This is a genomic window from Ralstonia sp. 110700041-2, assembly GCF_056280165.1.
Genome location: NZ_JBSFAI010000001.1, coordinates 515,434 through 539,234, shown reverse-complemented (window position 1 = coordinate 539,234; position 23,801 = coordinate 515,434). Strand labels below are relative to the sequence as shown.

Sequence of the window (23,801 nt, the reverse complement as noted above, 5' to 3'; positions counted from 1 at the left end):
TAATCTGTTCTTCGGTGAATCGCTTCTTCATGACCGTTCCTCTCTTGGGAACGGACTCTACATCGTCAACGTACTAATCGCGGGGAGCAGGTCAGTCCGAACGAAATGCAGCTGGAGGAAAAACGGCAGAGCAGCTGCTTTTTCCGGAAGAAGGGCACATGCTGTCGGCCAAAGCCACAATGCTTCGGGATGAGGAAATCTCGGTCTTCTTTATGCAACACTTGGCATAGCGATGCGGGTGACATTGGATGCGTGGCTCGGAAGCATTAGAACCGCAGGCACCGTGTGCGATCCGTCAATGGCACGCCTGCACTGCAGTCCACGACATCATTCACGCAGCGGTTGCCCAGCACCGCTTGTGCCGTCACAGGCAAGCCAAGCTGTTCCGTCATCTCTTCGGCTTAACATCCAGAACGCAACGCAACACAACACAACAACGTACGTTTCAAAGGGGTAGGAGTTGTCGAAAAAGATCATCTCTCTGGTCTTGGCCTGTGCTTGCAGCATGAGCCAAATGGCCTTCGGACAAATCTCAATGGAAGCGCCCCTGACCGACGCGCCCCAAACCGAAGCGCTCCAGGCGGAAGTCCTTCAAGCGGGCACACTGCAAGCGGAAGCACCCATGCCGGAAGCACCGCAAGCGCAAGCGTCCAGCTCCGAGCCCGCCCCAAGGGCGGAGCCCGTCGTCAAGGTCGAACAAAGCTATTGGGCGGCCGAAGGGCTGAGCGCGCGGATGCGCAAGGCGCGTGCGATCACGTTGTATCTGATGGACCCCGCCATGGCGTCGCTCAAGGCCGTGGACGAAGCGCAACTGAAAGACGCCGGATGCGAATACAGCACCGAAGACGCCGCGCTCATCGCCAACTTTGCCGAGTCCGTGGAAAGCGCCAGCGTGCGCAGCAACTCGTTCGCGCTGCAGTTCGAGCCGCGCGAAGCCGTCTACCTGGCGCTGGGCGGCGGCAGCGAGATGAAGCTGCTGTTCGAGAAGCCCTACCCGAACCAATCGGAAGTGCTCGGGCAGATCAACGGTCAACCCGTCACGGTCAACAAGAGCCTGGTGGAAGGCCTCTATCGATGGGCTGCGAAGGTTGGCCGCGTCCGTCGTTGCGAGAGCTTTGTGGGCAAATACCGTTAAGCCGCGCACGCGCTCTCAAAGCGCGTGCACCAACGGCCGCAGGTTGGCATCCAGCACAAACTGCTGACACACGCTCGGCGCCAGCGGGCGGCTGAAGAAATACCCCTGAAACCGTTCACAGCCCAAGGCCGACAGGCGCTCAAGCTGCTGCTCCGTCTCGACGCCTTCCACCACCGTCGACAGGTTCAGCGTGCGGCTCAGGCTGGCAATACTGCGCACAATGTGTTCGTTGACGCTGCCCGCGCTCACGTCGGCCAGCGAGCGGTCGATCTTCACGGTATCCAGCGGCAGCTCGCGCAGGTAGTGCAGCGACGTATGGCCCATCCCGAAATCGTCGAGCGCGACTTTCACGCCGGCCTCGCGCAGCTGCTTCAGGTTGCCGATGGCGGTGATATCCGGCAGCAGCATCGTTGATTCGGTGATCTCCAGTTCGAGCTGCGTGGGCGACAACCCTTCGCGATGCAGGATGTCGAGCACGTTCCGGTACAGCCTGCAGTCCAGCAACTGCCGAGGTGACAGATTCACGGCGACCACGAAATCGTCCGGCAAGACACCGCGCCAGGCCGCGCGCTGCTGACACGCGAGCGACAGAACCCGCAGGCCCAACTGATCGATCTGGCCAATGTCATCGGCCAGCGCCACGACGATCGGCGGGGCCACGCGCCCCAGCACCGGATGCTGCCAGCGCAGCAGCGCCTCGGCGCCGAACACGCGCCCGGTGGAGCAATCCACCTGCGGCTGAAACTCCAGAAAGATCTGCCCTTCTCTCTTGATGGCGTCTTCCAGGTCGCTGGCCAGCGCCACCGCCATGCGGCCTTCGTCGCCGGGCAGGTCCAGACAGCGCCGGCCCTTCAGGCTCACCTCGGCCGACTCGGCAATCTGCAGCAAAGACGCAAGCACATCCTGACTGCGCCGTGCGGACAGAACATCCGCCATGCGGACAAACGGCAGGTAGATCGCCGCCCCCGCCACCAAGCCGATGAGCTGCACCACCGCCCCCCACACCGAGCCCGTAGCCGCGTAACCGCTGAACAGCGCCGGCGTGGTCCACGCCACGGGGTAGCTGGTCTTGGGCATCAGGTCGGCAACGGTGGCCGCATAGGCGATCAGGATCTGCACCACCGGCGTGAGCAGGAACGGAATCGCATAGACCGGGTTGAGCACCAGCGGCAGCCCGAAGAGCAGGGGCTCGTTCACGTTGAACAATGCCGGCAGCATGACGACCAGCGCCATCTTGCGGCCGCGCTGCATGCGCCTGGAGATGAGCAGCGCCAAGATCAGGCTGAGTGTGCCGCCTGAGCCGCCCATGCGCGCGAACACCGCGAAGAAGTGATAGGTAAAGATGAACGGCGGCTGGCCACCACTGGCAACCGCCGCCGCATTGGCCTGCGCGGCGGGCTCCAGGATGTGCTGGTGCACCGTGTACAGCGCGTTCGGCCCGTGGATGCCGAACAGCCAGAGCACCTGCGCCGCCGTCTCATAGCCCAAACCAAACAGCAGGCTATTGGAGACTGCCGAATACGGCCACGCCAGCAGCGGGTCGACTATCGCCATGAAGTGCAGCCAGCCCGCCCACGCCATGCCGGCTTTGAGCAGGGCAAACGTCAGGATCGTCAGCATGCCGGCCGGCACAACCGACAGAACATCGCCCACCAGCAGATCGTTGCTCAAATGGTGGGACGGAATGCGCAAACGCCGGATGCTGCACAGCTTGAGAAACAGGCTGCCGCCCAGCGACGCCACCACCAACGCGCCAAACAGCCCCTGCCCCAGCGAGAGCCACGCCATCAACGATGCGTTCGCAGCCGGCGCGATGAGCGTAAAGAAGCACGACACCACCACCACGGCCGCCACGGTGGGGTTGACCACGCGGTGCCCGGCGCGCTGGTTGTGTAACTGCGCCAACACATCGGCAAACCCGAACAGCGCGACCAGCGAGCCGATGCCGATCGTGCCGGCCAGCACGCTGTCGCAAAAGGCATCCAGCCGCGTGCCAAAGGCCTCCAGCAGCAGGTAGCGCATGCCGGCGGTGGGCGGGTTGCGCAACAGCAGCGCCACCGCGCCCACCATGATGAGCGGCAACGAGAGCGCCAGCCCGCGCCGAATGGCAATGAAATACGGCCCGCGGTCGAAGCGCTCAGCGGCGCTCAACAACCTCAGCCAGGGCGATAGCGCCTGCGTCGTCATAGGACTCGATCTTGTTCGAGGTGGATCGGCAAATCCCGGGGCAGCCCGAAGTGTTGCCTATGGAGCTACGAATCCTAATCGACATGACTCGGCACGCACTTAAGCGTCATTTTGCGCAATACGCAAAATGGTCACCCGCACATGGCAAGCTTCGTGCAATACCTAGGGGAAACCCGAAGTCTTGCCGTGCCGGTTGCCTCCAAAACGCACCACGGCAAGGCATCGGCACCGACATGGCGCCCATTCTGTGTACGGCGCACCCCAGAATCTGCAACGATCTTGCTTATGTCAATTTCCATTCGTGCACCCCGCAACGTGAAACACCCTGCACCCTTTCTTTCGCTACTCCGCCTCGTGCGCGATCCGCACCGGCGCTATCGGCATGCGCGGTACATCCATGGCACGCGCGTCGGCCTGGGCGTGCTGCTCTCCATTGCCGTCACGTCGGGCTTGGGATGGCCGCATGGGGAGTGGGCCACCATCTCGCTGCTGATCGTCATTGCCGGCCTGCAGCACCACGGCAACATCCGCAAGCGCGCGGCAGAGCGCGCGTGGGGCACCCTCATCGGCGCCGTCGCGGGTCTGCTGCTCATCGTCCAGCAGACGTGGCTTGGGCATCTGCCGCTCACATACGCACTCACGGCCATCGCGTGCGGCGTCTGCGCGTATCACGCGATCGGCAAGGGCGGCTATATCGCGCTGCTGGCCGCCATCACGCTGGTCATCGTGGTCGGGCATGGTGACAACAACCTGCTCGACGGCGCCTGGCGCACGCTCAACGTGCTGGTGGGGATTGCGATTGCGCTGCTGTTCTCTTTTGCACTGCCGCTGTACGCCACGTACTCGTGGCGCTACCGGCTGGCCGAAGCATTGCGCGAATGCGCCCGGGCGGTTGCCGGCCTCGGCCAGCCCGGTGAAGCCTCGAGCGAGCGGAGCAAGCACCTCGGCAAGCTCAATACGCTGCTGGTGCAATTGCGCTCGCTCATGCCATCGGTGTCCAAAGAGATTGACGTGCCCCTGGAGCGGCTGGAAGACATCCAGCGAAGCCTGCGCATCTGCATCAGCACGCTGGAACTGCTCAATGCAACGCGCGGGACGTTGGGTGCGCCGCCTGCAGGCGCCCTGCCCGGCGTGGGCGCCCGGCGCACTCGCGACACGTTGATCGGCATGTCGCGCGCGTTGCGGTTTGGCACGTTGGCGCGTCTGGCACGACCCCGCGCGGCCGACTCCGCCGAGGTAAGCCATGCCCCCGGCACGCCCACGGTGGAAAGCGCGCTGGCCGAAGGTTTTGCCAACGAGATCGAGAACCTGCGGCAGCAACTGCTGGCGATTGCGCCGCAGTGGAATATCGGGTGAAGCAGGGGCGCCCGGCTAGGCGCGCCCCTTGCGAGTTGCCCCAGCTGTGGTCGCGACCAGTGCCGAGCAATGCCGCATCACCTCACCGGGCCAGCGCCGCAAACTCCACAGCACTCAATGCGCCAGCTTGAACGCGGAAGCCCTGGATGCAGCCGTTGAACGATGGATGGCCCCCATCGCTGCCCAGGAAGGTGAGCTGGTCGCCAACCTGGCGCGGCGACAGCAGGATGTCGTCAGAAGGTGGCGTGCGCCCGCTCGAACTCCCAGATCGCAGAACGGCTGCACATCAGCGTCGAAACCGTTAAAAGCCACATGCGCCAACGGCTCGTGCGCATGGGGGCACGAAACCGCACGGAACTGGCAACGATTCATCAACGCAGCCGGTAGGCGGGCCACGACGGGGTGCAGGGGTGGTGACGAAAGGCGCCGAATGCCCGCCTGCGCGCGAATACGGAAATACTGACACCCACCGGCTGACCTCTGAGCCCAGCGTGCCAAGTTCAGAACTCCACGTCGGCACGCGTCTCTCTACGCTCGCCGCGCGAGTGTTTGAGCTCGAAAATTTGAATGTCTGCGAGCGGCGCTTGGATGTTGGCGCTCGGCGTATGGGCCTCGGACCGTGGCGGTCGGGCCTTTGAGTGTCGTGCTCGGCCTGTTTGGCTCGGCACGTAAAGGGTTGGGCGTTGCGCCCGACGCTAGCGCCCCCGCCCGTCGCGGGTTCGCTTTTACTGCTGTTTTAGTTATTTCTTGCGGTTCACACGGTCCAGCACCTGCAGCACTTCCCACCGGTACAGGTCGACCGTCACGCCATCGAGCGAGGTCAGCATGTACGCCCCGATCGCGTCCAGAAACCCGGCCTGGTATTCAGCGGCCTTGTCCTGGATGTGCAGTTGATATTCCCAGCGCAGCGTCTTGGGCTCGAACTGCCGGTGCACCTTCATGTCCATTTGTGTGCGCCGCAGATATTCCCGCGCGCTCAGGGCGCCTTGTGCATACAGGAGATTGTCTTGAAGGCTCATCGGGCACCTCCGGACGGTGGACGTTGCGCGATGCAGGTGAAGTGACAGTTTGCGGGGCGACGCCCACGTGGGATGGGTACAGCTTGGGTCGGTTGATCCATTGTCTTGCCTCTGGTTGAGTGAGGAGCCACCCACCGGTGAGGGTGGGCGGGCACACGACAAGGTCTGCAATACCGACGATCCATCAAGACGGCAGGGCCGAAGCCCTCCCTGCCGAGGCCCGCCCGTAGGGGCGAACGACAGCAGCGGTAGAAACTTGATGTTTCTTCCGGACGGATCGATCGAGATTGCAGTCTCGGCTGCGGTTGTTGCCGCAGCGGGAGGGAGTTTAGCCGGACGGCTCCTTACCGAGCAAGCGGGCATTGCAAACCCGCCCGAGACGCATCTTCAACGTTCGCAATAAGGTCGAATACAGTCATTGCAACCTATTTCACCTTACCCTTCGATTTTTTATGCCGAGCATAACTCTCATTTAATTTAGCCAAAGATCTATAATTGACAAGAAAGTCTTTTTCCGAAAAACTAAGAAACTCTGATTTATATCGAGAAATTGCCGCGCTATCCGTTACATAGAAACCGGAAAACTCCCGCGGTGTGATTGGCCGTCGCCTATGGCCGAGAGAAGGCTCATTAGAGAAAACAAGGTGCCGATCATCCCACTCGATCTCAAAAACAGATCTCTGATCATTTGATAGAAAATTGAAATGCAATTCCCCATCCCTTGATAGCCGATCAATAGTTGCAATCGTCGCATCATTAACACCAAGACGGTCAGACACAAACAAATTTACCTTAACTCCTCTTGCGAGACACGCACGAAGTCGCCCCAAAATTTCCCCATCTATCTTGTCTGATGATGGAATGGTTGTCGTCAATGTAATTGAAGATTTCGCGTTATCCAGTGCTTGAACCAAGTAATACTCGACCTCGTAACAACGGACAGGAACAACGGGCAAACCTTCCAGTTCACGATTAATTTCTTGCAGCTCTGCAATATAGGAATCCCGCCTAGCGCTAAGAGCAGCATTGACTTCTTCAGCCAACCTCACTTCAAGACTTTGAATATTGAACAACACCACACTACGACGCTGAAGTTGTTGCGCAACATTTTTGCCGCTTCCATCGCCGCACAATAGATCTCGATGACGTTTCCGAGTTGCCTGCACGCCGGGCCGAGACGCAATCGATCTGTCCACCCCAATGAGTTTTGGAAGACCAATACCTGCACACGCCTCCGTTAACTCATTGTCGATTGACCCATTCATCGCCAATCTGAAAGATAATTCCCCATCTTGATTCTTGAAAATCAGTGCCAATGACAACCTATACCGTCCGAATGTTCTATACACGCCGGTAACCCGCAGCACCTCGAATTTCGTTAGATCAGAATCGTTTCCCGCGATCGCCGCCATTCTAAGCCTATTAATATCGGCAACTTCCAAATCGCTACCAGCAGGCTGCAAAAATGCATTCGAGATAGGGGCAATCATCCCATCCCCCCCTATCCTTTGCTTTGTGTACACCAACGTTCTATCGAGCACAACTCTCTGAATTGGATCCCATAAAACATAAATTCGGCGATCCAATGGGCTTGCTTCCACACCTTGCTTCAGCAACTCTTTTCCTCGCTTAATGAGATGAAATCGACCGAATACGTCTTTTTCTAGATAATCGTTGTCACTCAGCGCTTCGAGAAGTTTTTCCCCATACGCAGCCTCCAAACCGAGGAATCCGCAGATTTCCCCCGGCTCTGAAAGGCCGGTCTCCACCGCTCGAAGGCAAAACTCCGTAGACGCTGGAACTGGCCGCTGCTCGAGTCCAATTACATCCACCATTAGTAGTTGCACAGGCAAATGCAATGGAAAATAATCAATCATTATGTCGCCGGTGACTGACTCCAGCCGACGCGCCACCTCTGCTTGATCTCTCATATATTCCTTAACAGGCAGAAATCGGGATTGGCACGAATGTGATCTATGACAGCTTGAAAAGGATTCTGACCTTTCGCCTTATGACAAAAATCCGCGTCGCCAACTATTACAAGGGCATCGCGCGCGCGCGATAACGCGACGTTTATTCTTTCCCTTTCTCGCTGAAATCCAATTTTGCTGAAATCATTGGATCGCGTCACCGTGTAGATGCATACATCGGCCTCACGCCCCTGAAAAGCATCTACAGTATTTACCTCAACCGAGAATCCAGGGTGCACTCCAATATGCTGCGATATCCGATCACGAAGAAGGGCAACTTGTGCAGAATATGCGGCAATAATGGCGACTTCGATCTTTGACGTCGCCTTCCGGGTTTGCCGCCCAATTTCCTTGAGTTGCTCTATTACCTGCTGCACCTCGATTCCATTTTCGAAGCTACCACCAGAGACTGGTGTCTCCCCACGTTTCTTCTGTTTTGATGTTGAGAACCAAGTAACAGGGTGTGGATATATTTTCGCAATGACCGAATCCCGATCCTTGTCCTCTCGAATATTCACTAATTTGCCGCCATAGAAAACCTGGCTGACGAGTTCCCCGATGGTGCTGCACATTCGACGCTGCTCAACAAGCTCCTCAACATTATCTGAGGGCAATTGATCTAGCAAAACTTGAAGGAGGCTTTTTTTCGCATCATCGGAGTAGAGCGAATCGCCATTTTGATTCTGCGACGACTCTATGTAAGGAGGGAGCTGTTTAGGATCACCTACTAAGATGGTTCTGCGACTACGCGACATTGGAACGAGCGTTTCTGTCGCGGTCGCCTTTGAGGCTTCGTCAACGATACAAAGATCGTATTGATCTTGCTGAAATGCAGGAGTGCCGGCTAATCCAATGCACGTCCCCGCAACGATACGCGCCTCGTGCAGCACGGCACCGTGGAAAGACCTCTCAGACCCCAGGCGATTTATCCAATCCAAATGAAGCTGCATCATGGGCAACAACTCTTTTCTGGCTTCGCTATGGCTTACAAGGCCGTCCAAAAGCCCTTCCAGATCAGAGTCCTTCGCATCACTGAATACGCTCCCTAGACCATCCAGTTTATTGAGACTGGCCAGAAGTCTGGAAATTCTTGCCTCTAGTGATCCAATATTGGACTGCAATTCGTCTTCTTCATTTAACGTCTGCTCCGTTTGCCGAAGAATATCTAGCGGATCCAATAACTTTCCTTCCGACACTTTCCTTATTCGCTTCCCATCGATTTCGCGCTTCTTGTTTTTGACTTCTACTAGATCTTTTCTGAGCTTCTGAAGAGCCCTGCGCGCTTCCATGTAGCTTCTTCCAAGCAATTCCGTCTTGACCTCGAAAGCGTCAATTCCTTTACTCTGCGCCAAGGATTCTATAAATCTCTCAGAACGCTCCTCGGCCTTCAAACACCATTCCCTAACTTTCCGGTCTAGCGTCAAAGAACCAACCAACTTGCTCACTTTGTGAACATTTTCGGAGCCGAAGGAAACTATGCGAACAACATGATCTGTCAGACCTTTCTCGTCCAGCTTTGCAATAATGTGATCGAGAGCGACGTGGGTCTGCGACGAAAGTAATATTCGACGGTTCGGATATCTCCCAAGGTACGAACTTATAAGCTCGGCAATGACTGTGGTTTTACCTGTCCCTGGTGGTCCATTCACCACAAGCACGCTGCTGACCTCCATAGCCTTATCGAGAACTTGGCGCTTGTCGTCACTCAAGTGTGGCGGGAAATGCAATCCCGCAGGCTGGGGGGGGGCGGCAGTTTCCGGTTCCGATAGCACCTTGCCGATGTCTGGACTAACTGCCCTACCGCCCCTGATGTCATCCAACGCCGCGCGCTGTTTCTGAAGAGACTTTCTTTCAGCTTCAAAATTTGTCTGAAGGACTACATTTGCTTTTGGCACATCACCCCGCCTGCCTGACCGCAAAGCGAGTTTTACTTGATCCGCTTTCGCATCGACCACAGCCAATATGATCGGCTTCCCACTCGCTGTTTGCAGAACTAGCGATGGTCCCAACTCTTCTAATTCAAAGTCCCCTGCAATCGTTGCAACGAAAAACTCATCTTCTTCATCGATACGGCGCGCAACAAATTCTTTCTGTTTAACTTTAATACCGCGCTCTCTTTCGCGCAGAAATGCGGCCCAGCAATCGAACCACTTCTCCCGTCGTTTCGCCTCAGCCGCCTGCGCTCTAGCACTATCCACGACCTCGAGCCTATTTATAAAATTTCTTAACCCGTCGCGTGCGGTTCTGTAATCACGAACAGCCCCAGAAAAAAACTTTACGCCAGCAATTGTAGGATTTTCTTCTCTAAGCTCGCGGGCTCTATCCGGGGTATGAATCACTAAATGTTCCACTCGCAATACCTGCTCAAGAATTTCACAGCGCACTCTAATGGTGGCGCCAAATATCTGCACCTTCTTTTCTTGTTGATCACAAAACGCTGACCACGCCGTATTCAGATCCGCGACGATGTATGAAATACACTCGCTATCGTTTAGAGCGGGAAATTCTGTCCTCAGAGATTGGATACTAAATTCTCCTATTTCCAAGAACACGTAGATCGGCGCTTGGGCCTTTTCGATCGCTGCTGCGTGGTACGTATCAAGGTCTGCTAGGAGGAGGGATGCTGATCGGTAGCGGTCGCCAGCCAACTGCGACAGGGCTGTACGCAGAATCGTTCTAGGCGCCGCTGTTTCTCGCAGCGCTTCGAGCGCCAAGAGCATGTCATCGGCGGTACGGAAGACCGAGCCAGCAAGACATGAGACCGCAATAGCGGCCCATGAGTAGAGATCCCGTTGCTCTGACCGATATCCGTCGTCGGCCTCGGGTGGGGTGTAAGGCGGTGAGCCAGCCTGAAAGAAAGTCAGCCCTAGCTGAGGCTGGTTAGTGTTGCGTGCAATGCCGAAGTCGACGATCTTGGGTGTGCCGTCTTCATCAAAAAGAACGTTCTGGGGTTTTAGGTCCCGATGTGCCCATCTCCTTTGATGCGCATACGTCAGTGCACTTAACAGCGGCCGGCCAATAAGCTCGTAGAAGTCGCCCCAGCTGGCCGGACCACTATCTTGTATGCGCCGAGCAAGATCTCCTCCAGGCAACCACTCAAGAGCGAGATACGGAATATCGAAGGCATATCCTTTGTCGATCAGCTTTACAATATTTTGATGTGATAGATCCGCTAAAGCTCTCCCCTCCCTTTCAAATGACAGATTAGAACGTTCCCGATCGCTTTCGGAATGAGAAATCTTAATCGCGCGCTGACATTTATCTACCAAACCAACAGCAGGAAAAACTGTCGACATACCACCTGACATTCCTGCACCACTAATTTTAAATCGTTGATCTATTATCACACCCTCCCTAATGGGAAGATCGTTACCTTCGACGCTTCTCTGCAGAACTTCCTCTGTGGGGTCCATTCTGAATCCTCAACGATTTTAATTTTTTCTCATCATCGGTGTTCGTGATAAGCACGCGCGCTCATCTCATACCGCCCGCCCCATCTGCAACGTATACCGACACCCCGTCCGGTAATTACTACACCCCCAAAACGCCCCACTCTTTCCATTCTGCGCCACCAGCTTCACCCCACAAGCCGGGCAGGAAGGCGTGCGGTAATCCCCCTCAAACACCTTCGCCAGCAGCGCGGCCTTTTTGTCTTCGGCCAGCGCGCGGATGCGCTCAAGCACCGCTGGCCCGTCCAATAGCTGGATACCGGCAAGCTCTGAAAACTCCTGCACTGGGTTGCCGACATAACCGGACAAAGACCAGAACACGCCCCGCTTGACCTTGTGCGCCAGCATGGAGCCGCCCAGCGCCCGCACCTGTTCCACCTTCACGGGCTTGGACCACGCCTTGCACTGGACCACCGCCACGGGCGCGTCCAGGCCGGCCTTGTACAGCGTGGCGTCAATACCGCCGTCCGGGCCGTGCGGCACCGTCTTCACGGCAAACCCCATCTGTTCGTAGTACTGCACGCACAGCAGCTCGAACCGTTTCCACTCGAGCGACTGGATGGCCTCCAGCGTCCAGCTTTGGGGCGTGGCGGGTTCTGACGGCGTGGGGGCTTGCGGGGGCGGGGTGGTGTTGCGAGTGGAGTTAGGCGGGTTGGGTGTGTTGCTGCCCGCTGCGTTGCGGGCGGGCTGGGGCGGTGCCTTGGGCGGGCGGGATCGCCCGGAGGGTTCAGTGCGCGGGGGCCCTAGCCGGGCATCGGCCTGCCGGCTGCGCTCCCGTAGGTAAGACAGCACGGCAAAGAAGCCGAGCAGCAGCGCGGGCATCCAGGCCAGCCCGCGCGCCAGCATCCCGACGCCGCTCAACAGCGGATTGGCGCTAAACGCCGCCGGGAGGATGTTGTGAAAAATCAGGTAACTGGCCGCCGCGCCAATGGCCAGCATCCACCACGGCAGCGCCAACAGCACGTCGCTGGTGGATGCTTGTTTTCTCCTCCGCCCCATTTACCGCCCCCGGCCGAATGCCTTTTAGATATTTAGGACTAGGTGCTTTCTCTGATAATCCGCTTCAAATCAGGGCGCCGTTTTTTAATGGGAATGAGCATAGGCGATGCATCGGGATTGCGCTGCCCCCGTTGGTGGGGTTTTTGGAGGTTTTTTGGGCGGGGGTTGGATAAAGATCGAAGCCTGGCGCCAGATTTATATTTGGTAAAAATCTGAATTAAAAATGACTCATGTGCGGGGCACGAGCGGCGCCAGGTTGCCGGTAAGCGCTGCTGTGCGGCGGCGTTTGGCTACGCGGCGGTTTGGCTCGTACTCCCGCAAAACTGTCGGGCGCGATGCGGCACCTATTGCGCAGAAGATGCCGGCGCGAAGCTCGTGCTGTGCGGCCACACCCACATGCCACGTGCGATGAAGCTGATGGATGGCCGCTTTATCGTCAACCCGGGCAGCGTCGGCCTGCAGGCTTACAGCGATGCCTACCCCTTTGCCCACACGATTGAAACCGGCAGCCCGCATGCGCGCTATGCCATCGTGACTGAACACGAAGGTGAATGGACTGCCGAGTTCCGTGCGGTTGAATACGCGTGAAACGATGCAGCGGCGATTGCGGAGCAGCGGGGCCGGCAGGATTGGGCGGTTGCGCTGCGCACTGGCAAGGTGTAACCCCAGGGCTAGGCATGCTCAAAGGCCTAATGAAACCGTTACCCGCGATGCCAAAGATGTCGCGCGAGCAGAATGGGCGCATGTCGCGGGGTGACGTGTCACCCGACAAACTTATAATGACGCCCGGCCACCCGCCCACGCCGCCACTGCCTGCCGCGCACAAAACTTGCGCCGCACCTGGAGTGCCACCGCCGGGCTGCTACACCATCCGGCCAAGCCCTTTTGCCCAACGCCATGCCCTACCGCTTCCGTCCGTTGTCCGTTTTGTGCGCTGCTGCCAGCATCGCTGCCGCTTTGGCTGCGTGCAGCTCTGCGCCCACGCCGCTCTATCAGCAGGAGCAGTTCGATGCGACGGCAAGCCCCTACGCGCGCACCTTCCACGCCAAGTCTGACGCCACGTGCGAGGCGGCGCGCCGGGCGCTGCTGAGTCAGGGGTATGTGTCGAGTTCGCCGCACGCAGACACGATCGACGGCAGCAAGAACTTCCAGCCGAGCAACGATTCGCACGTGGTGATCTCGTTCCACGTGGTGTGCGCGGAGGCCAATGCGGACGGCACCTCCAGCACGGCCTATGTGAACGCGGTGCAAGACCGCTACACGCTCAAGAAGACGAGCACGTCGGCAAGCGTGGGGTTGAGCATCCTGGGCTCGGTGTCGCTGCCCATTGGCTCGGGGGACGATTCGATGGTGAAGGTGGCCAGCGAGACGATTCCGGCCGGGGTGTTCTACGAGCGCTACTTCAACCTGGTCGACCACTTCCTGAAGATCGACCCCGCCCGCCAGGACCGCAAGGTCGCCAAGGCGGCAGAGAAGGAACACGTGGCCCCGCTGCCCGAGCCTGCGCCCACGCCGCAAGGCGAACCGATGAAGATGACGACGCCCGTGGTGCCCACGCCGGCCGCGCCGCCTGTGCCGGTGGCGGCGCCGGCTTCGGCTCCGGCGGCTGCACCGGCACCGAAGGCGCCTGCTGAAGCTGCACCGGCATCGGCACCGGCGGTGACTACGCCGCCTGCGCCTGCACCCGCAGCGGCACCGAGCCCGGCACCTGCATCCGAACCCGCCAGTTCGACAACGGGTGGGGCGAGCTGAGAGGCTCTACCAAAAAAACAAAGCCGCCTTTGGGGCGGCTTTATTGTTGGGGCGTCGTATTAGACGTCGTCGGGCATCTGCAGGGTTTCGGGGCTCGAATTTACCTCCACCGGCTCGGGCTTACCCGCCTTGAGTTTTGGGAGAGTCGCCTTGCCTTCGCGTTCTGCGGCAAGCGCATCCATTCCTTCTTTCCGTTCAGCAAACAGGTCTCGTTTCATGGGCACGCACTATACGTTCATTGCCTAGAGTTCCAAATGCGTAAATGCTGTTTTGGCGGCATTCATTGAACACTCAACGCGGGCGTCAAACCTACGAGAATCAGTACCCGCCGCAAGCGTAGGAATGTGAGTGCGTGCAAGCCACGGCAGTGGCAATGGCATCCACGTCACATCACGGGCGCGCAACCTGTGGACCGCCTCGACCGCACATGCCGGCGCCCGCCCGGTGAGGAGACACGCATGGTCAGCAAGAACACGATTTGTCTGTGGTACGACCGCGATGCGCTGGACGCGGCCAACTTCTACGCCCAGACTTTCCCAGACAGCAAAGTCACCGCCGTGCACCGCGCGCCGGGCAACTACCCGGCCGGCAAGGAGGGCGACGTGCTGACGGTGGAGTTCACCGTGGCGGGCATTCCGTGCCTGGGGCTGAACGGCGGCCCGCAGTTCAAGCACAGCGAGGCGTTCTCGTTCCAGATTGCCACCGACGACCAGGCCGAGACCGATCGGCTGTGGAACGCCATCGTCAGCAACGGCGGGCAGGAGAGCGCCTGCGGCTGGTGCAAAGACAAGTGGGGGCTGTCGTGGCAGATCACGCCGCGCGCGCTCACTGCGGCCTATACCGATCCGGACCACGCAGCGGCCAAGCGCGCCTTCGACGCGATGATAACGATGCGCAAGATCGACATCGCGGCGATTGAGGCGGCGCGGCGGGGGTGACGTTGCCGGGTGCTGAAACCGGAGCAGCGACGCTGCGTGCGGCGCTGTTCCGGGCTGGGTTTTCTACGCCGCCGGGCGCGACACCAACGCACGAAACCGATGCGCAAGCGTGTGATAGAACGACGGCGTCAGCGCCTTCGATACCTGGCTCGACAGCAACGCCACAGCCATGAGCGGCAAGACCATCTCGTGGCCGTCGATCATCTCCATCACGATCACAAACGACGTGATGGGCGACTGCGTGACCGCCGCCAGGTAGCCGACCATGCAGAGCGCGGCAAGACTGGGCAGCGGGATCGCCGATGTCACGAGCGACATGATGTTGCCAAGCCCCGCACCAATGGCCAGCGACGGCGCGAAGATGCCGCCCGGAATGCCGGACAGGTACGACGCGATGAGCGCGCAGAACTTGAGCACCGCGTAGAACGGCGAGAGCGCCTGATGGGTCTCCAGCAGGCCCCGCGCTTCTGCATAACCGCTGCCGAACGTGATGCCGCCTGATACCAGGCCAATCAGTGCAATGGCGACTCCGCACAGGAAGGCGAACCACACCGGTTGCGCTTGCCGGAGGTCAACCAGCCGCGCAGGCATCCAGCGGGGTATGTTGAGCAGCAGCCAGCAGAACACGCCGCCCGCCACACCGCAGATGGCGCTGGCGGCAATCACCACAGGCACCAGCGCCAGATGAAATTGCCCAATGGCCTGGATGCGCCCGAAGTACAGATAGTTGCCCTGCAAGCCCAAAGCGACCACGCCGGAAAAAATGATGGCCGTGATGAGCGTGCCGCTGTTGCGGGCAACGAAGCTGCGCGTCAGTTCTTCAATGGCAAACACGACGCCCGCCAGTGGCGTGTTGAACGCGGCGGCAAGCCCGGCCGCTGCGCCTGCAAGCGTGAGTTGCCGTTCGATATGCTTGCTGCTTCGACGATAGCCCCGGCGCATGGCGTACATGAGCGATGCGCCGATCTGCACCGTGGGCCCCTCACGGCCAATCGTAAAGCCGCAGAAGATGCCCAGGAACGAGACGACGATCTTGCCGAACATGATGCGCAGGGAGAGCAGCGAACTGGAGAGCCGCCCATCCTCCAGCGTCGCAATCACCTGCGGAATGCCACTGCCCTCGGCACCGCGAAAGAACTGGCGCGTCAGCCAGATGGCCAGTGCCGCCCCCACCGGCGTGATGACGATCGGCAGCCAGAGCGCGTGCGACACCATGTTCCGGAAAAGCTCGAAGCCAACATCGATCAGCTTGGCGTAGGCGACGGACACGAGACCCACGAGAACGGCACCGAGCCAGAAGATGCCGTAGTTCGCCCAGAGTCTCCTGGCCCGACGCGCTGATCGATCTGCGATGTGGAGAGGCGAAAACATGGTGCTAGGGATATGGAGGTCGAGGAAGCGGAGATTATAGGACCGGGCGCAAGGCGGCTTCGTGGTGCGCCTTGATGGCGCGCAGCGTGATCCGGCGCGGCTAACCTTGCGCTGCCGGCCCGCAACGGAAGGCGTGGTCGACTGTGGCCAATCCACACAGGTGCCCGTGATAGAGTCGACCGCCCCCCATCCGTCATCGCGTAGCCCTATGTCGACATTCGCGCTTGTTCCCAAGCAAACGGCGTTGTTGGTCATGCACTACCAGACCGACATCATGGCGTTGTTCCCGTCGGTCGCGCCTGCGCTGCTCGCCAACACCCGCAAGCTGTGCGACGCGGCGCGGGCCACGGGCATCAGCGTCTATTTTGCGAAGTTCCACTTCAGCCCCGGCTATCCGGAAATTAGCCCGTTGAACAAGAACGGGCAAGGCGTCAAGCAGCTGGGGCTGTTCGTTGAAGACCGCATCTCGCCGGAACTCGGCCGGCAGCCGGATGAGTCGATCATCATCGCGCACCGCGCCAGCGTCTTCTACGGAACCGATCTGCAGGTGCGGCTCTCCGCCCGTGGCATCGATACCTTGATCATGGTGGGGGTTGCGTCAACGGGCGTGATGCTGTCTTCCATTGCGCATGCAAGCGATGCGGACTACCGCCTGTTCACCGTGAAGGACTGCTGCTACGACCCGGACCCGATCGTGCACGAGCACCTTTTCGCGACGGCGTTTGAATCGCGCACGACGGTGCTGTCGCTGGCGGATGCGCTATCGATGCTGGGTTGATCGCGACAGGTAGTCGGCACGCTCAGACGCTGACCACCTTGTTCTTGCCGGCGCGCTTGGCCTGATACATGCCGCGGTCGGCGCGTTGGATGGCTGCCATGGGCGGTTCGTTCTTACCGACTTCCGCCACCCCGGCAGAGAAGGTGATGAACAGCCGGGTGTCGCCCGCCGCGAAGAAGCGCTGCGTAAGCGCGCGCTGCAGGCGGACGATGGTCTGCACGCCCTCTTCCAGCAACGTGTCCGGCATCAGGATCACGAATTCTTCGCCGCCAAAGCGGGCGAGCGTGTCTTGCGGGCGCATCGATTCGCGGGCCACCTGGGCCAGGTGCGACAGCGCATCGTCACCAAAGCTGTGGCCGTGCGTATCGTTGATCGACTTGAAGTCGTCGATGTCCAGGAACGCGATGCAGAGTGCCGTGTTCTGGCGGGCCGCGCGGGCAACTTCGCGCTCCAGCGCCTCTTCCAGACCCTTGCGGTTGAGCGCGCCCGTCAGCAGGTCGTGACGCGCCGACGCCGATGCCATGTCGAGCGCCTTGCGCAGTTGCGCCACCTCGGCGGCGGCCTCTTCGGCCTTGACCTTCATCGCCGACAGCACGTCGCGGTTGCGGGCCGACTCCAGCGACATCCAGCGGGTGGCCGACAGCGCATCCTGAATGGCCGGTGCAATCTCGGCGATGCTGTTGGCCGATTCAATCTTTTTGGCGCAGGCTTCCATCTGGCGGTGATGCTCGCCCGAGGTTTCTGCGGCAACGGACAGGCGCTCCATGAAGGCGGCCAGCAGCCGCTTCATTTCTTCCTGGGCTTCGATCGACTTCGACTTCAGCGAGCTTTGCTTCTGGATCACCTCCATGAGGCGGCGCCGCAGATCGTCCAGCCGGCGCAGGCTGACGGGGGCCTCGCTGGCCTTCATCAGGGCTTCGATCTGGCCGCGCAGCCAACGGTCGTCCAACGACAGCTCGGCGATGTTCTCAAACGCCAGTTGCAGCAGGCTCAGCAATGCCCTGCGGATCTCGCTCTGATCTTCCGCCGCGAGTGAGAGCCGGTGGTTGAACGTCGAGAGCTTGCCGTTCAGGCTGCCAAGGCCTTCGAATTCGGACCGGCAGGCCCGGATCAGCGCCCAGGCCGCGGGGCCGATGCTGGCATCGTCTTCACCGAGCACTGGCAGACAGCATTCGACCGTGCGCGCAAGCTGCTCGCGCAACTCACGCACGAGCGCCATCCGCTCGGCATCCGGGGGGTCTGCGTCGGGCTTGTTGCCGGCGATTTCGTAATAGATCGAGGCGAAGTTGTCTGGCGTGGGCGCCAACCTGCGTGAGGCCAGCAGCTTGAGGGCGTGCCGGGCGGTCTCCGAGGGATTGTTTTCTGTCATTCCGAACTACAGGTTGGCGAGCGGGGTTGGAGCGCGATTTTCCACGGTTCCGGCCCAAGCGAAAAGCCGTCCAAAGGGTTATGTCGCCTTGCGCTGCACGAGTGGATTCCGCCAGATTCGGTGTCGCGGCAAGCATCCGCGCGAAGAGTGCGGCCCCGTCTGGAATGATTGCCACGAACGGCGTTTCGTCGCCCCGAGCATGCGCTGTCAGCAACTATGCGCTGCGCTGCGCGCTGCTTGTCAAAGCGTTTGGATATACCTCAGGAATGCCGGCGATTGGTCTCGAGCTCCATAGAACCGGATGACGCCCGACACGTCGCCGTACTGCTGCACCAGGCTTTCTGCAGCAGCACGAGCGCGCCGAACCCCCAGCACGTTCTTCAGGAAGCATTCCACCAGCGTGGGGTCAAAGTACCGGCCACTCTGGTCTGCCACCGCACCGACCGCGTCATCCTCCGACATCCCTTCGCGGTAAACGCGCGGCTCCAGCATGGCGTCAAACGCATCGGCAACGGCCACGATGCGCGCGGCAAGCGGGACGTCTTCCCCCGCGAGGCCGGCCGGATAGCCGCTGCCGTCGAAATGCTCGTGATGATGGCGCGCGACGCTGGCTGCCAACTGCAGGATCGGGTCGGCCGTCCCTGCAAGCAGGTCGGCACCGATGTTGGAGTGCCGTTGCATGATCTCGTGCTCTGCGTCGGTCAGGGCGGCGGGCTTGAGCAGGACGTCATCCGGAATGCCCAGCTTGCCGATGTCGTGCACGGGCGCCACAAGATAGATGTGCCGCTGTTCCGCGTCGTCCAGCTCCAAAACGTTTGCCAGATACGCCGCAACAGCGGCCGTCCGGACGAGATGGCCCAGGGCAGACGGATAGCGCGACCCGCCAGCAAGCGTGAGGCTGGCGAGAATGATGTGGGGGCGGCTTTGTTGTGCCATGGTGTTGACCTTCTTGGTCGCGCGCCTGTCGACACGCAATGAGGCTCGATGGAGGATTGCACGATAGTCATCGCGCCGGTCGACCGCAACCACCTACGCTGGTCAATTTTGATCTAGCCCATCTGCAACCGCCGCCACAACGTCGTCTTGCTGATCCCCAACGCGGCACATACGGCATCCCGATCGCCGCCGTGGGCGGCGTGGCTTACGTCACTGTGTCGAGCTTATCGACGGCGTCCGCATCGATCCACTTGCTCGCTTATTGACACTTAGCAGGCTAGCCCTTGCAACGCAATAATCAAAACATGAAGAACCAATAACGCCTCAAATGAGCAACAGAATAATTGAATTTTGCAAACAAAAATCCGCTTTTTCGACAGTGCACTATTATCGCCCCCACGCATTTCCGCATCAAACCAAACGATTAATAGGGGGACAAAATGTTCCAAAAGGGTGTTCGCGAATCAATGAACAGGGTTCCAGATTTATTGCAACCAATTCTCACGTGGCTCACTGGGAAACCACTCAAGGAATCAGAAAAATCATATTTCTTTCCAAAGACAGCGGATATTGCAATCACGCCGTTGATTGGCATTCTTGCCATTCAAATTCTCGCTTCACTTGCAGAATGGGATACCCCGGCCGCATGGCCTATTATCTTTGCGCTTTGGATCGTTCTAGTTGGAATTCTGCGCAAATTGCAGGTCACTCACTTGCACCACGCCATTCACAATCGTCTTTTTTACAGCACAGCACTAAATAATGTCTATGCCAAGCTGACTGGCCGCGGAGCCTATACCTGCGTCAAGCCGCAATTGCCTGTGGCGACCGGCCCGGCTTTGCCAAACGGGAATTGTGGGGCATCTCGAACATGATCGAACATCAATTCCGCTGGCTTGAATCCGCACAGCCTGCCCCTTCAAGGTCGGCAGGCAAAACGCCGGCTACACACGCTGATCAACAACTTCTCGTCGCAGCTGAATAAGATGGCATACGCAGACAACACAAGTAAGACCGTGATCGTCGTGAACTCGGAGTTTCCTGGCCCTACGATCATCAATGCCGTCGCGCACGCCGTGCTGGGGCTCATAGGATCGAACAATCGGGACGCATGGAAGCTGTTGGCATATCCGAGCCCGGCCTTTTCGTCGGAAAGCCACATCAGCGAGTTTCCTGCCATCGTACTGCGAGCGAAACGCTCATCGGCCCTGGAGAAGTTGATTTGCGCCCTGCGCGACACAGGCATCCCGCACAACATCTTCATTGACTCCATGATCGGCGCCAGCGCTGAGAGTCAGCAGGCAGCAACGCTGGCTGCGACTCCTGAGCATAACAAGGTGATCTGCATTGCGCTGTTTGGCCGTGAAGAAGCGATTCGCCCGCTTATCAAGTCGTTCTCCCTGTACAAGGAATCGGAGACCTCCCGTGTCGCACCGGCGAAATGAGGGGCGCTCGGCCACGCAGGCATCTGACTGGGGCGTTCTTCTCCGACTGACCACAACAGTGGGGATGGCCTATTTGCCCACAGGATTTGCTTTTGGCGTCCTGGCCACGCAAGCGGGATTGTCACCCGCTGTAGTGATTGCAATGAGCGTCTTTATCTTTGCCGGCGCACTTCAATTTGCGGCGGTGCCGTTATTGAGTGTCGCCACGGGGCTCGGCACATTTGCCATGACCACGCTGCTGATCAACCTGCGCCATGTTCTCTACGCCATCCCGCTGATTGAGCACCTGCCTGCGCGGCCCTGGCACCGGGCCTATATCGTTGCAGCGCTAACCGACGAGAACTACTCCGTTCTTACTACCCTTCCCACAGATAAGCGGCAGCAATTCGCCATGGCAGTGACGTTGATCCATCACGTCTATTGGATCGCGGGAACCGCCCTTGGTGTGCTGCTCGGACAACAGGTTGCGAATTGGATTCCCAACCTGGACTTTGCGCTGCCTTCGCTGTTCACCATTCTCGCCATCGAACAGTACCTGACGCAAAGAAAACTGGCCCCGGCACTGGTAGGCGTATTGGCTTACTTTATAGCGACGCGACTCGCGACAGACTATCTGTTGGTCACAGCCCTCGGATTGGGACTGGTCACGTTGCTAGCGCGCGCACTGGTCCGTGGTAGCGCCTTGGAAGCATCCTGAAGGAGCGTCACGTAATGAGCAGTATTGAACAATGGATCGCAGTCGGCATCATGAGCGCACTGACGATCCTTCTCAGGGCATCGCCGTTGATGATCAACCGCGATGTGCTACGCAGCCGAGCGGTTACGCAACTCAATCGCGAATTACCGCTCTGCGTGATGGTCATCCTTGTTGCGAACGCGCTTGCAGGTAGCATGATGCCCAGCCAGCTTGGCGTGGAATTGATCGCGCTCTGTGGTGTTGCCTTGACCTATCTGATGTGGCGAAACTCGTTGCTCAGCGTTGTAGCTGGCATCGGCGGGCTGACGTTGCTTCGCTCCCTGCTTTGACACTCTGCATAGCGTCACGTTGACCGACGTGTCGCGGCGGTGCCGGTGGGCAGCGCTGGAGCGAGCGAATTACCGTATCGAAGCCACCTCTTGCAACCGCCGCCACAACGTCGTCTTGCTGATCCCCAACGCGGCACATACGGCATCCCGATCGCCGTCGTGGGCCGCCAGCGCTGCGCGTATCTCTTCCGCTTCCACGCCACGGCTGCGCTCGCGCAGGGTCAGTACTGCCGGTTTGCCGGGCGTGGCGTGAGCAAATACTTCCGGTGCAATGAGGCGCAGCACATCTTGTGTGACGGCGCTGGCGTCGTCGGTGTAAGCCAGTTCAACGGCAATCCGCTCGACCACGCTCTGCAGTTCGCGCACATTGCCGGCCCAGGCGTAGCGCCGCAGCGGCTCGGCAACACCGGCCAGCACGCGGGCAGCCTCTTCCGTGTCGGCAATGCGCAGCAGCAGGCGCGGATCGCGGCGCGCGGCCTGCACGAGCAGTTCAACGGCCAGGGGCATCACGTCGTCGGGGCGTTCGCGAAGTGGGGGCAGCGCGATGCTGAGGATATTGAGGCGGTAGTACAGGTCCGCGCGGAAGGTGCCGGCTTGCACGGCGTCCGTCAGCGCGCGATGCGTGGCGGCCACCACGCGAATATCGACGCGGGTGGGCTCGGTGGAACCCAGCCGCACTACCTCGCGCTCCTGCAATACGCGCAGCAGGCGGCTTTGCAGCGGCAGCGGCATCTCGCCGATTTCATCGAGAAACAGTGTGCCGCGGTGCGCGGCTTCAATCAGCCCCGTCTTGCCGCCCTTGCGCGCGCCGGTGAAGGCGCCCTCTTCGTAGCCGAACAGTTCGCTTTCCAGCAGCGCTTCGGGAAACGCGCCGCAGTTGATGGCGACGAATGGAAAATCGCGCCGCGCGCTGAGCTGATGCATCCCCTGCGCGACCATCTCCTTGCCCGTGCCGGATTCGCCCAGCACGAGCACGGTGGCGTCGGATTTGGCATAGCGGCGTATCAGCGTACGCACGCGTTCCATCGCCAGCGATTCGCCCACCAGGTCTTCGAGCCGATAGCGCGCGCTGAACTGCTGCGGGCGCTGGCGTGAGCGCAGCGTGCGGTCCAGCCGCTCCACCGCGCGGGATTCCTGGAAGGTGAACACCGTGCCTTCTGCGGCGCCGGTGCCGGTGCTCGTGAGCGGGCCACGGTGGATGACGTAGTTCACGCCCTGCACGGTGCCCAGCGTGTCGCCGTCGGTATCGGGCAGCAAGCCGAGCAGGTTGGGCGCAATGCTGAGCAGCGGTTGCCCGATGGCCTGCTTGGCCTCGATGCCCAACGCGGTGGCCAGCCGCTGGTTGATGGCCTCCACGCGACCCTGCGCATCCAGCGCGACCACACCGTCACGCAGATGCTGCAGCAGGTTGTCCAACCGCTGGCGGCGCAGGGTTTCGCGGCGCGTGGCCTGTACGACTTCCAGCGCGGTATCGAATGCCGCACGCACAGAGTCCCGCGAATACAGGAACACGGCGTTCATGCCCGCCTGCGTTGCCAGGTCCGTCACCAGACCGGGGCCAACCACCACACCCACGCCGCGGTCGCGCAGGTCCAGCACGCAACTCTCCGCGCCCTGGCGCGAGGTGTACGAGGCAAACACCACGTCCATGCCATAGGCGGCGACAAAGCGGCGCACCTCCTCGGGCGTGTCGCCGTGGGTGACGAGCGCCACCGATTCCGCGTCGCGCCGGGCGCGGGCCAGCGCATGCATCACGTCAAAGCCCGTCGGGTTGATGACGACCACCGGCAGCGACAGACGCGGCTTCAGATAGGCGCCGTTGGAGCCGCCCGCCACCACCACGTCGGGCCGCTCGGCGCCAGCGGCGTCGATCTCGCGCACGATGTCTTCAAAGCCCCGTGTGATGACGCGCAGCTCGGCGCGGTCGTTGTACTCGGCGGCAATATCGAGGAAGAGATCGCTCAGGCGGCTGATGCCGCAAGCCCAGATGCGGGGGCGGTCGGTCAGGTCGGTTGCAGTGGGGCTCATGGTGCGGCGCGGCGAAAAAACGGCAGTCCGAGCATTATGCGCC

Annotated in this window: 20 protein-coding genes and 2 pseudogenes; 11 read left to right on the top strand and 11 right to left on the bottom strand. The window is 60.0% G+C overall.

Features of this window, described 5'->3' with window-relative positions; translation table 11 throughout:
* Positions 1-535 precede the first annotated feature (535 nt).
* Positions 536-1,135: a hypothetical protein gene (locus ACUXH0_RS02485; RefSeq protein WP_024974499.1), complete on the top strand. Its 600-nt coding sequence runs from the start codon at positions 536-538 to the stop codon at positions 1,133-1,135.
* Between the two features lie 15 nt (positions 1,136-1,150).
* Here ACUXH0_RS02485 and ACUXH0_RS02480 read toward each other — a convergent pair whose 3' ends face one another.
* Positions 1,151-3,322 carry a PTS sugar transporter subunit IIC/EAL domain-containing protein gene (locus ACUXH0_RS02480; RefSeq protein WP_182593517.1) on the bottom strand — a complete coding sequence of 724 codons (2,172 nt, stop codon included), beginning with the start codon at positions 3,320-3,322 and terminating at the stop codon, positions 1,151-1,153.
* A 285-nt stretch (positions 3,323-3,607) separates the two neighbouring features.
* Between ACUXH0_RS02480 and ACUXH0_RS02475 the strand changes: the two genes are divergently transcribed.
* Positions 3,608-4,678 carry an FUSC family protein gene (locus tag ACUXH0_RS02475; protein WP_182593518.1) on the top strand — a complete coding sequence of 357 codons (1,071 nt, stop codon included), beginning with the start codon at positions 3,608-3,610 and terminating at the stop codon, positions 4,676-4,678.
* 240 nt (positions 4,679-4,918) lie between these two features.
* Positions 4,919-5,065, top strand: coding sequence for a LuxR C-terminal-related transcriptional regulator (locus tag ACUXH0_RS02470; RefSeq protein ID WP_029738336.1), 147 nt, complete (start codon positions 4,919-4,921; stop codon positions 5,063-5,065).
* Between the two features lie 353 nt (positions 5,066-5,418).
* Here ACUXH0_RS02470 and ACUXH0_RS02465 read toward each other — a convergent pair whose 3' ends face one another.
* The 4 genes from ACUXH0_RS02465 to ACUXH0_RS02450 form a co-directional block, all read right to left on the bottom strand.
* The gene (locus tag ACUXH0_RS02465) at positions 5,419-5,697 is read right to left on the bottom strand and encodes a hypothetical protein (protein WP_024974496.1); all 279 of its coding nucleotides are present in this window, start codon (positions 5,695-5,697) and stop codon (positions 5,419-5,421) included.
* Between the two features lie 425 nt (positions 5,698-6,122).
* Entirely contained in the window at positions 6,123-7,628 is a 1,506-nt protein-coding gene (locus ACUXH0_RS02460) for a phospholipase D-like domain-containing protein (RefSeq protein ID WP_182593519.1), read from the bottom strand.
* Entirely contained in the window at positions 7,625-11,080 is a 3,456-nt protein-coding gene (locus ACUXH0_RS02455; protein ID WP_182593520.1) for an AAA domain-containing protein, read from the bottom strand. The genes ACUXH0_RS02460 and ACUXH0_RS02455 overlap by 4 nt, the downstream gene beginning before the upstream one ends.
* 66 nt (positions 11,081-11,146) lie before the next feature.
* Entirely contained in the window at positions 11,147-12,115 is a 969-nt protein-coding gene (locus ACUXH0_RS02450) for a restriction endonuclease (protein WP_182593521.1), read from the bottom strand.
* A 309-nt stretch (positions 12,116-12,424) separates the two neighbouring features.
* Between ACUXH0_RS02450 and ACUXH0_RS02445 the strand changes: the two are divergent.
* Both ACUXH0_RS02445 and ACUXH0_RS02440 read left to right on the top strand, forming a co-directional pair.
* Positions 12,425-12,778: pseudogene (locus ACUXH0_RS02445) on the top strand (metallophosphoesterase family protein); the annotation flags it as partial.
* A gap of 234 nt (positions 12,779-13,012) precedes the next feature.
* The gene (locus tag ACUXH0_RS02440; RefSeq protein ID WP_182593522.1) at positions 13,013-13,867 is read left to right on the top strand and encodes a DUF2242 domain-containing protein; all 855 of its coding nucleotides are present in this window, start codon (positions 13,013-13,015) and stop codon (positions 13,865-13,867) included.
* Between the two features lie 59 nt (positions 13,868-13,926).
* Here ACUXH0_RS02440 and ACUXH0_RS02435 read toward each other — a convergent pair whose 3' ends face one another.
* Positions 13,927-14,085: a hypothetical protein gene (locus ACUXH0_RS02435; RefSeq protein WP_170816400.1), complete on the bottom strand. Its 159-nt coding sequence runs from the start codon at positions 14,083-14,085 to the stop codon at positions 13,927-13,929.
* A gap of 240 nt (positions 14,086-14,325) precedes the next feature.
* Between ACUXH0_RS02435 and ACUXH0_RS02430 the strand changes: the two genes are divergently transcribed.
* Positions 14,326-14,805, top strand: coding sequence for a VOC family protein (locus ACUXH0_RS02430; RefSeq protein ID WP_182593523.1), 480 nt, complete (start codon positions 14,326-14,328; stop codon positions 14,803-14,805).
* A gap of 63 nt (positions 14,806-14,868) precedes the next feature.
* Here the strand turns inward: ACUXH0_RS02430 and ACUXH0_RS02425 are convergent, their stop codons facing one another.
* Entirely contained in the window at positions 14,869-16,176 is a 1,308-nt protein-coding gene (locus ACUXH0_RS02425) for a chloride channel protein (RefSeq protein WP_024974490.1), read from the bottom strand.
* A 208-nt stretch (positions 16,177-16,384) separates the two neighbouring features.
* Here ACUXH0_RS02425 and ACUXH0_RS02420 point away from each other — a divergent pair, with 208 nt between their 5' ends.
* Complete coding sequence (locus ACUXH0_RS02420) at positions 16,385-16,954, top strand: cysteine hydrolase family protein (protein WP_012430023.1); 570 nt, start codon at positions 16,385-16,387, stop codon at positions 16,952-16,954.
* A gap of 22 nt (positions 16,955-16,976) precedes the next feature.
* Here ACUXH0_RS02420 and ACUXH0_RS02415 read toward each other — a convergent pair whose 3' ends face one another.
* From ACUXH0_RS02415 to ACUXH0_RS02405, 3 genes and pseudogenes are all read right to left on the bottom strand, one after another.
* On the bottom strand, positions 16,977-18,323 hold the full coding sequence (locus tag ACUXH0_RS02415; protein ID WP_182593524.1) for a GGDEF domain-containing protein: 1,347 nt from the start codon (positions 18,321-18,323) through the stop codon (positions 16,977-16,979).
* 240 nt (positions 18,324-18,563) lie between these two features.
* Positions 18,564-19,259 (bottom strand): HD-GYP domain-containing protein, encoded by a 696-nt coding sequence (locus ACUXH0_RS02410; RefSeq protein ID WP_012430021.1) that lies wholly within the window; start codon positions 19,257-19,259, stop codon positions 18,564-18,566.
* 113 nt (positions 19,260-19,372) lie between these two features.
* Positions 19,373-19,459, bottom strand: a pseudogene (locus tag ACUXH0_RS02405) (helix-turn-helix domain-containing protein); the annotation flags it as partial.
* Positions 19,460-19,699: 240 nt separating this feature from the next.
* On the opposite strand from ACUXH0_RS02405, the gene ACUXH0_RS02400 reads away from it, so the two are divergent.
* The 4 genes from ACUXH0_RS02400 (at position 19,700) to ACUXH0_RS02385 (ending at position 21,730) form a co-directional block, all read left to right on the top strand.
* Positions 19,700-20,134, top strand: coding sequence for a hypothetical protein (locus ACUXH0_RS02400; protein WP_259393641.1), 435 nt, complete (start codon positions 19,700-19,702; stop codon positions 20,132-20,134).
* A gap of 111 nt (positions 20,135-20,245) precedes the next feature.
* A complete protein-coding gene (locus ACUXH0_RS02395; protein WP_004632260.1) occupies positions 20,246-20,704 on the top strand; it encodes a DUF2000 family protein in 459 nt (152 codons plus the stop codon).
* A 64-nt stretch (positions 20,705-20,768) separates the two neighbouring features.
* Positions 20,769-21,401, top strand: coding sequence for an AzlC family ABC transporter permease (locus tag ACUXH0_RS02390; RefSeq protein WP_259393643.1), 633 nt, complete (start codon positions 20,769-20,771; stop codon positions 21,399-21,401).
* A 14-nt stretch (positions 21,402-21,415) separates the two neighbouring features.
* Entirely contained in the window at positions 21,416-21,730 is a 315-nt protein-coding gene (locus tag ACUXH0_RS02385) for an AzlD domain-containing protein (protein ID WP_004632265.1), read from the top strand.
* Between the two features lie 69 nt (positions 21,731-21,799).
* On the opposite strand, the gene prpR is transcribed toward ACUXH0_RS02385, so the two are convergent.
* Entirely contained in the window at positions 21,800-23,758 is a 1,959-nt protein-coding gene (prpR, locus tag ACUXH0_RS02380) for a propionate catabolism operon regulatory protein PrpR (protein ID WP_182593526.1), read from the bottom strand.
* Positions 23,759-23,801 lie beyond the last annotated feature (43 nt).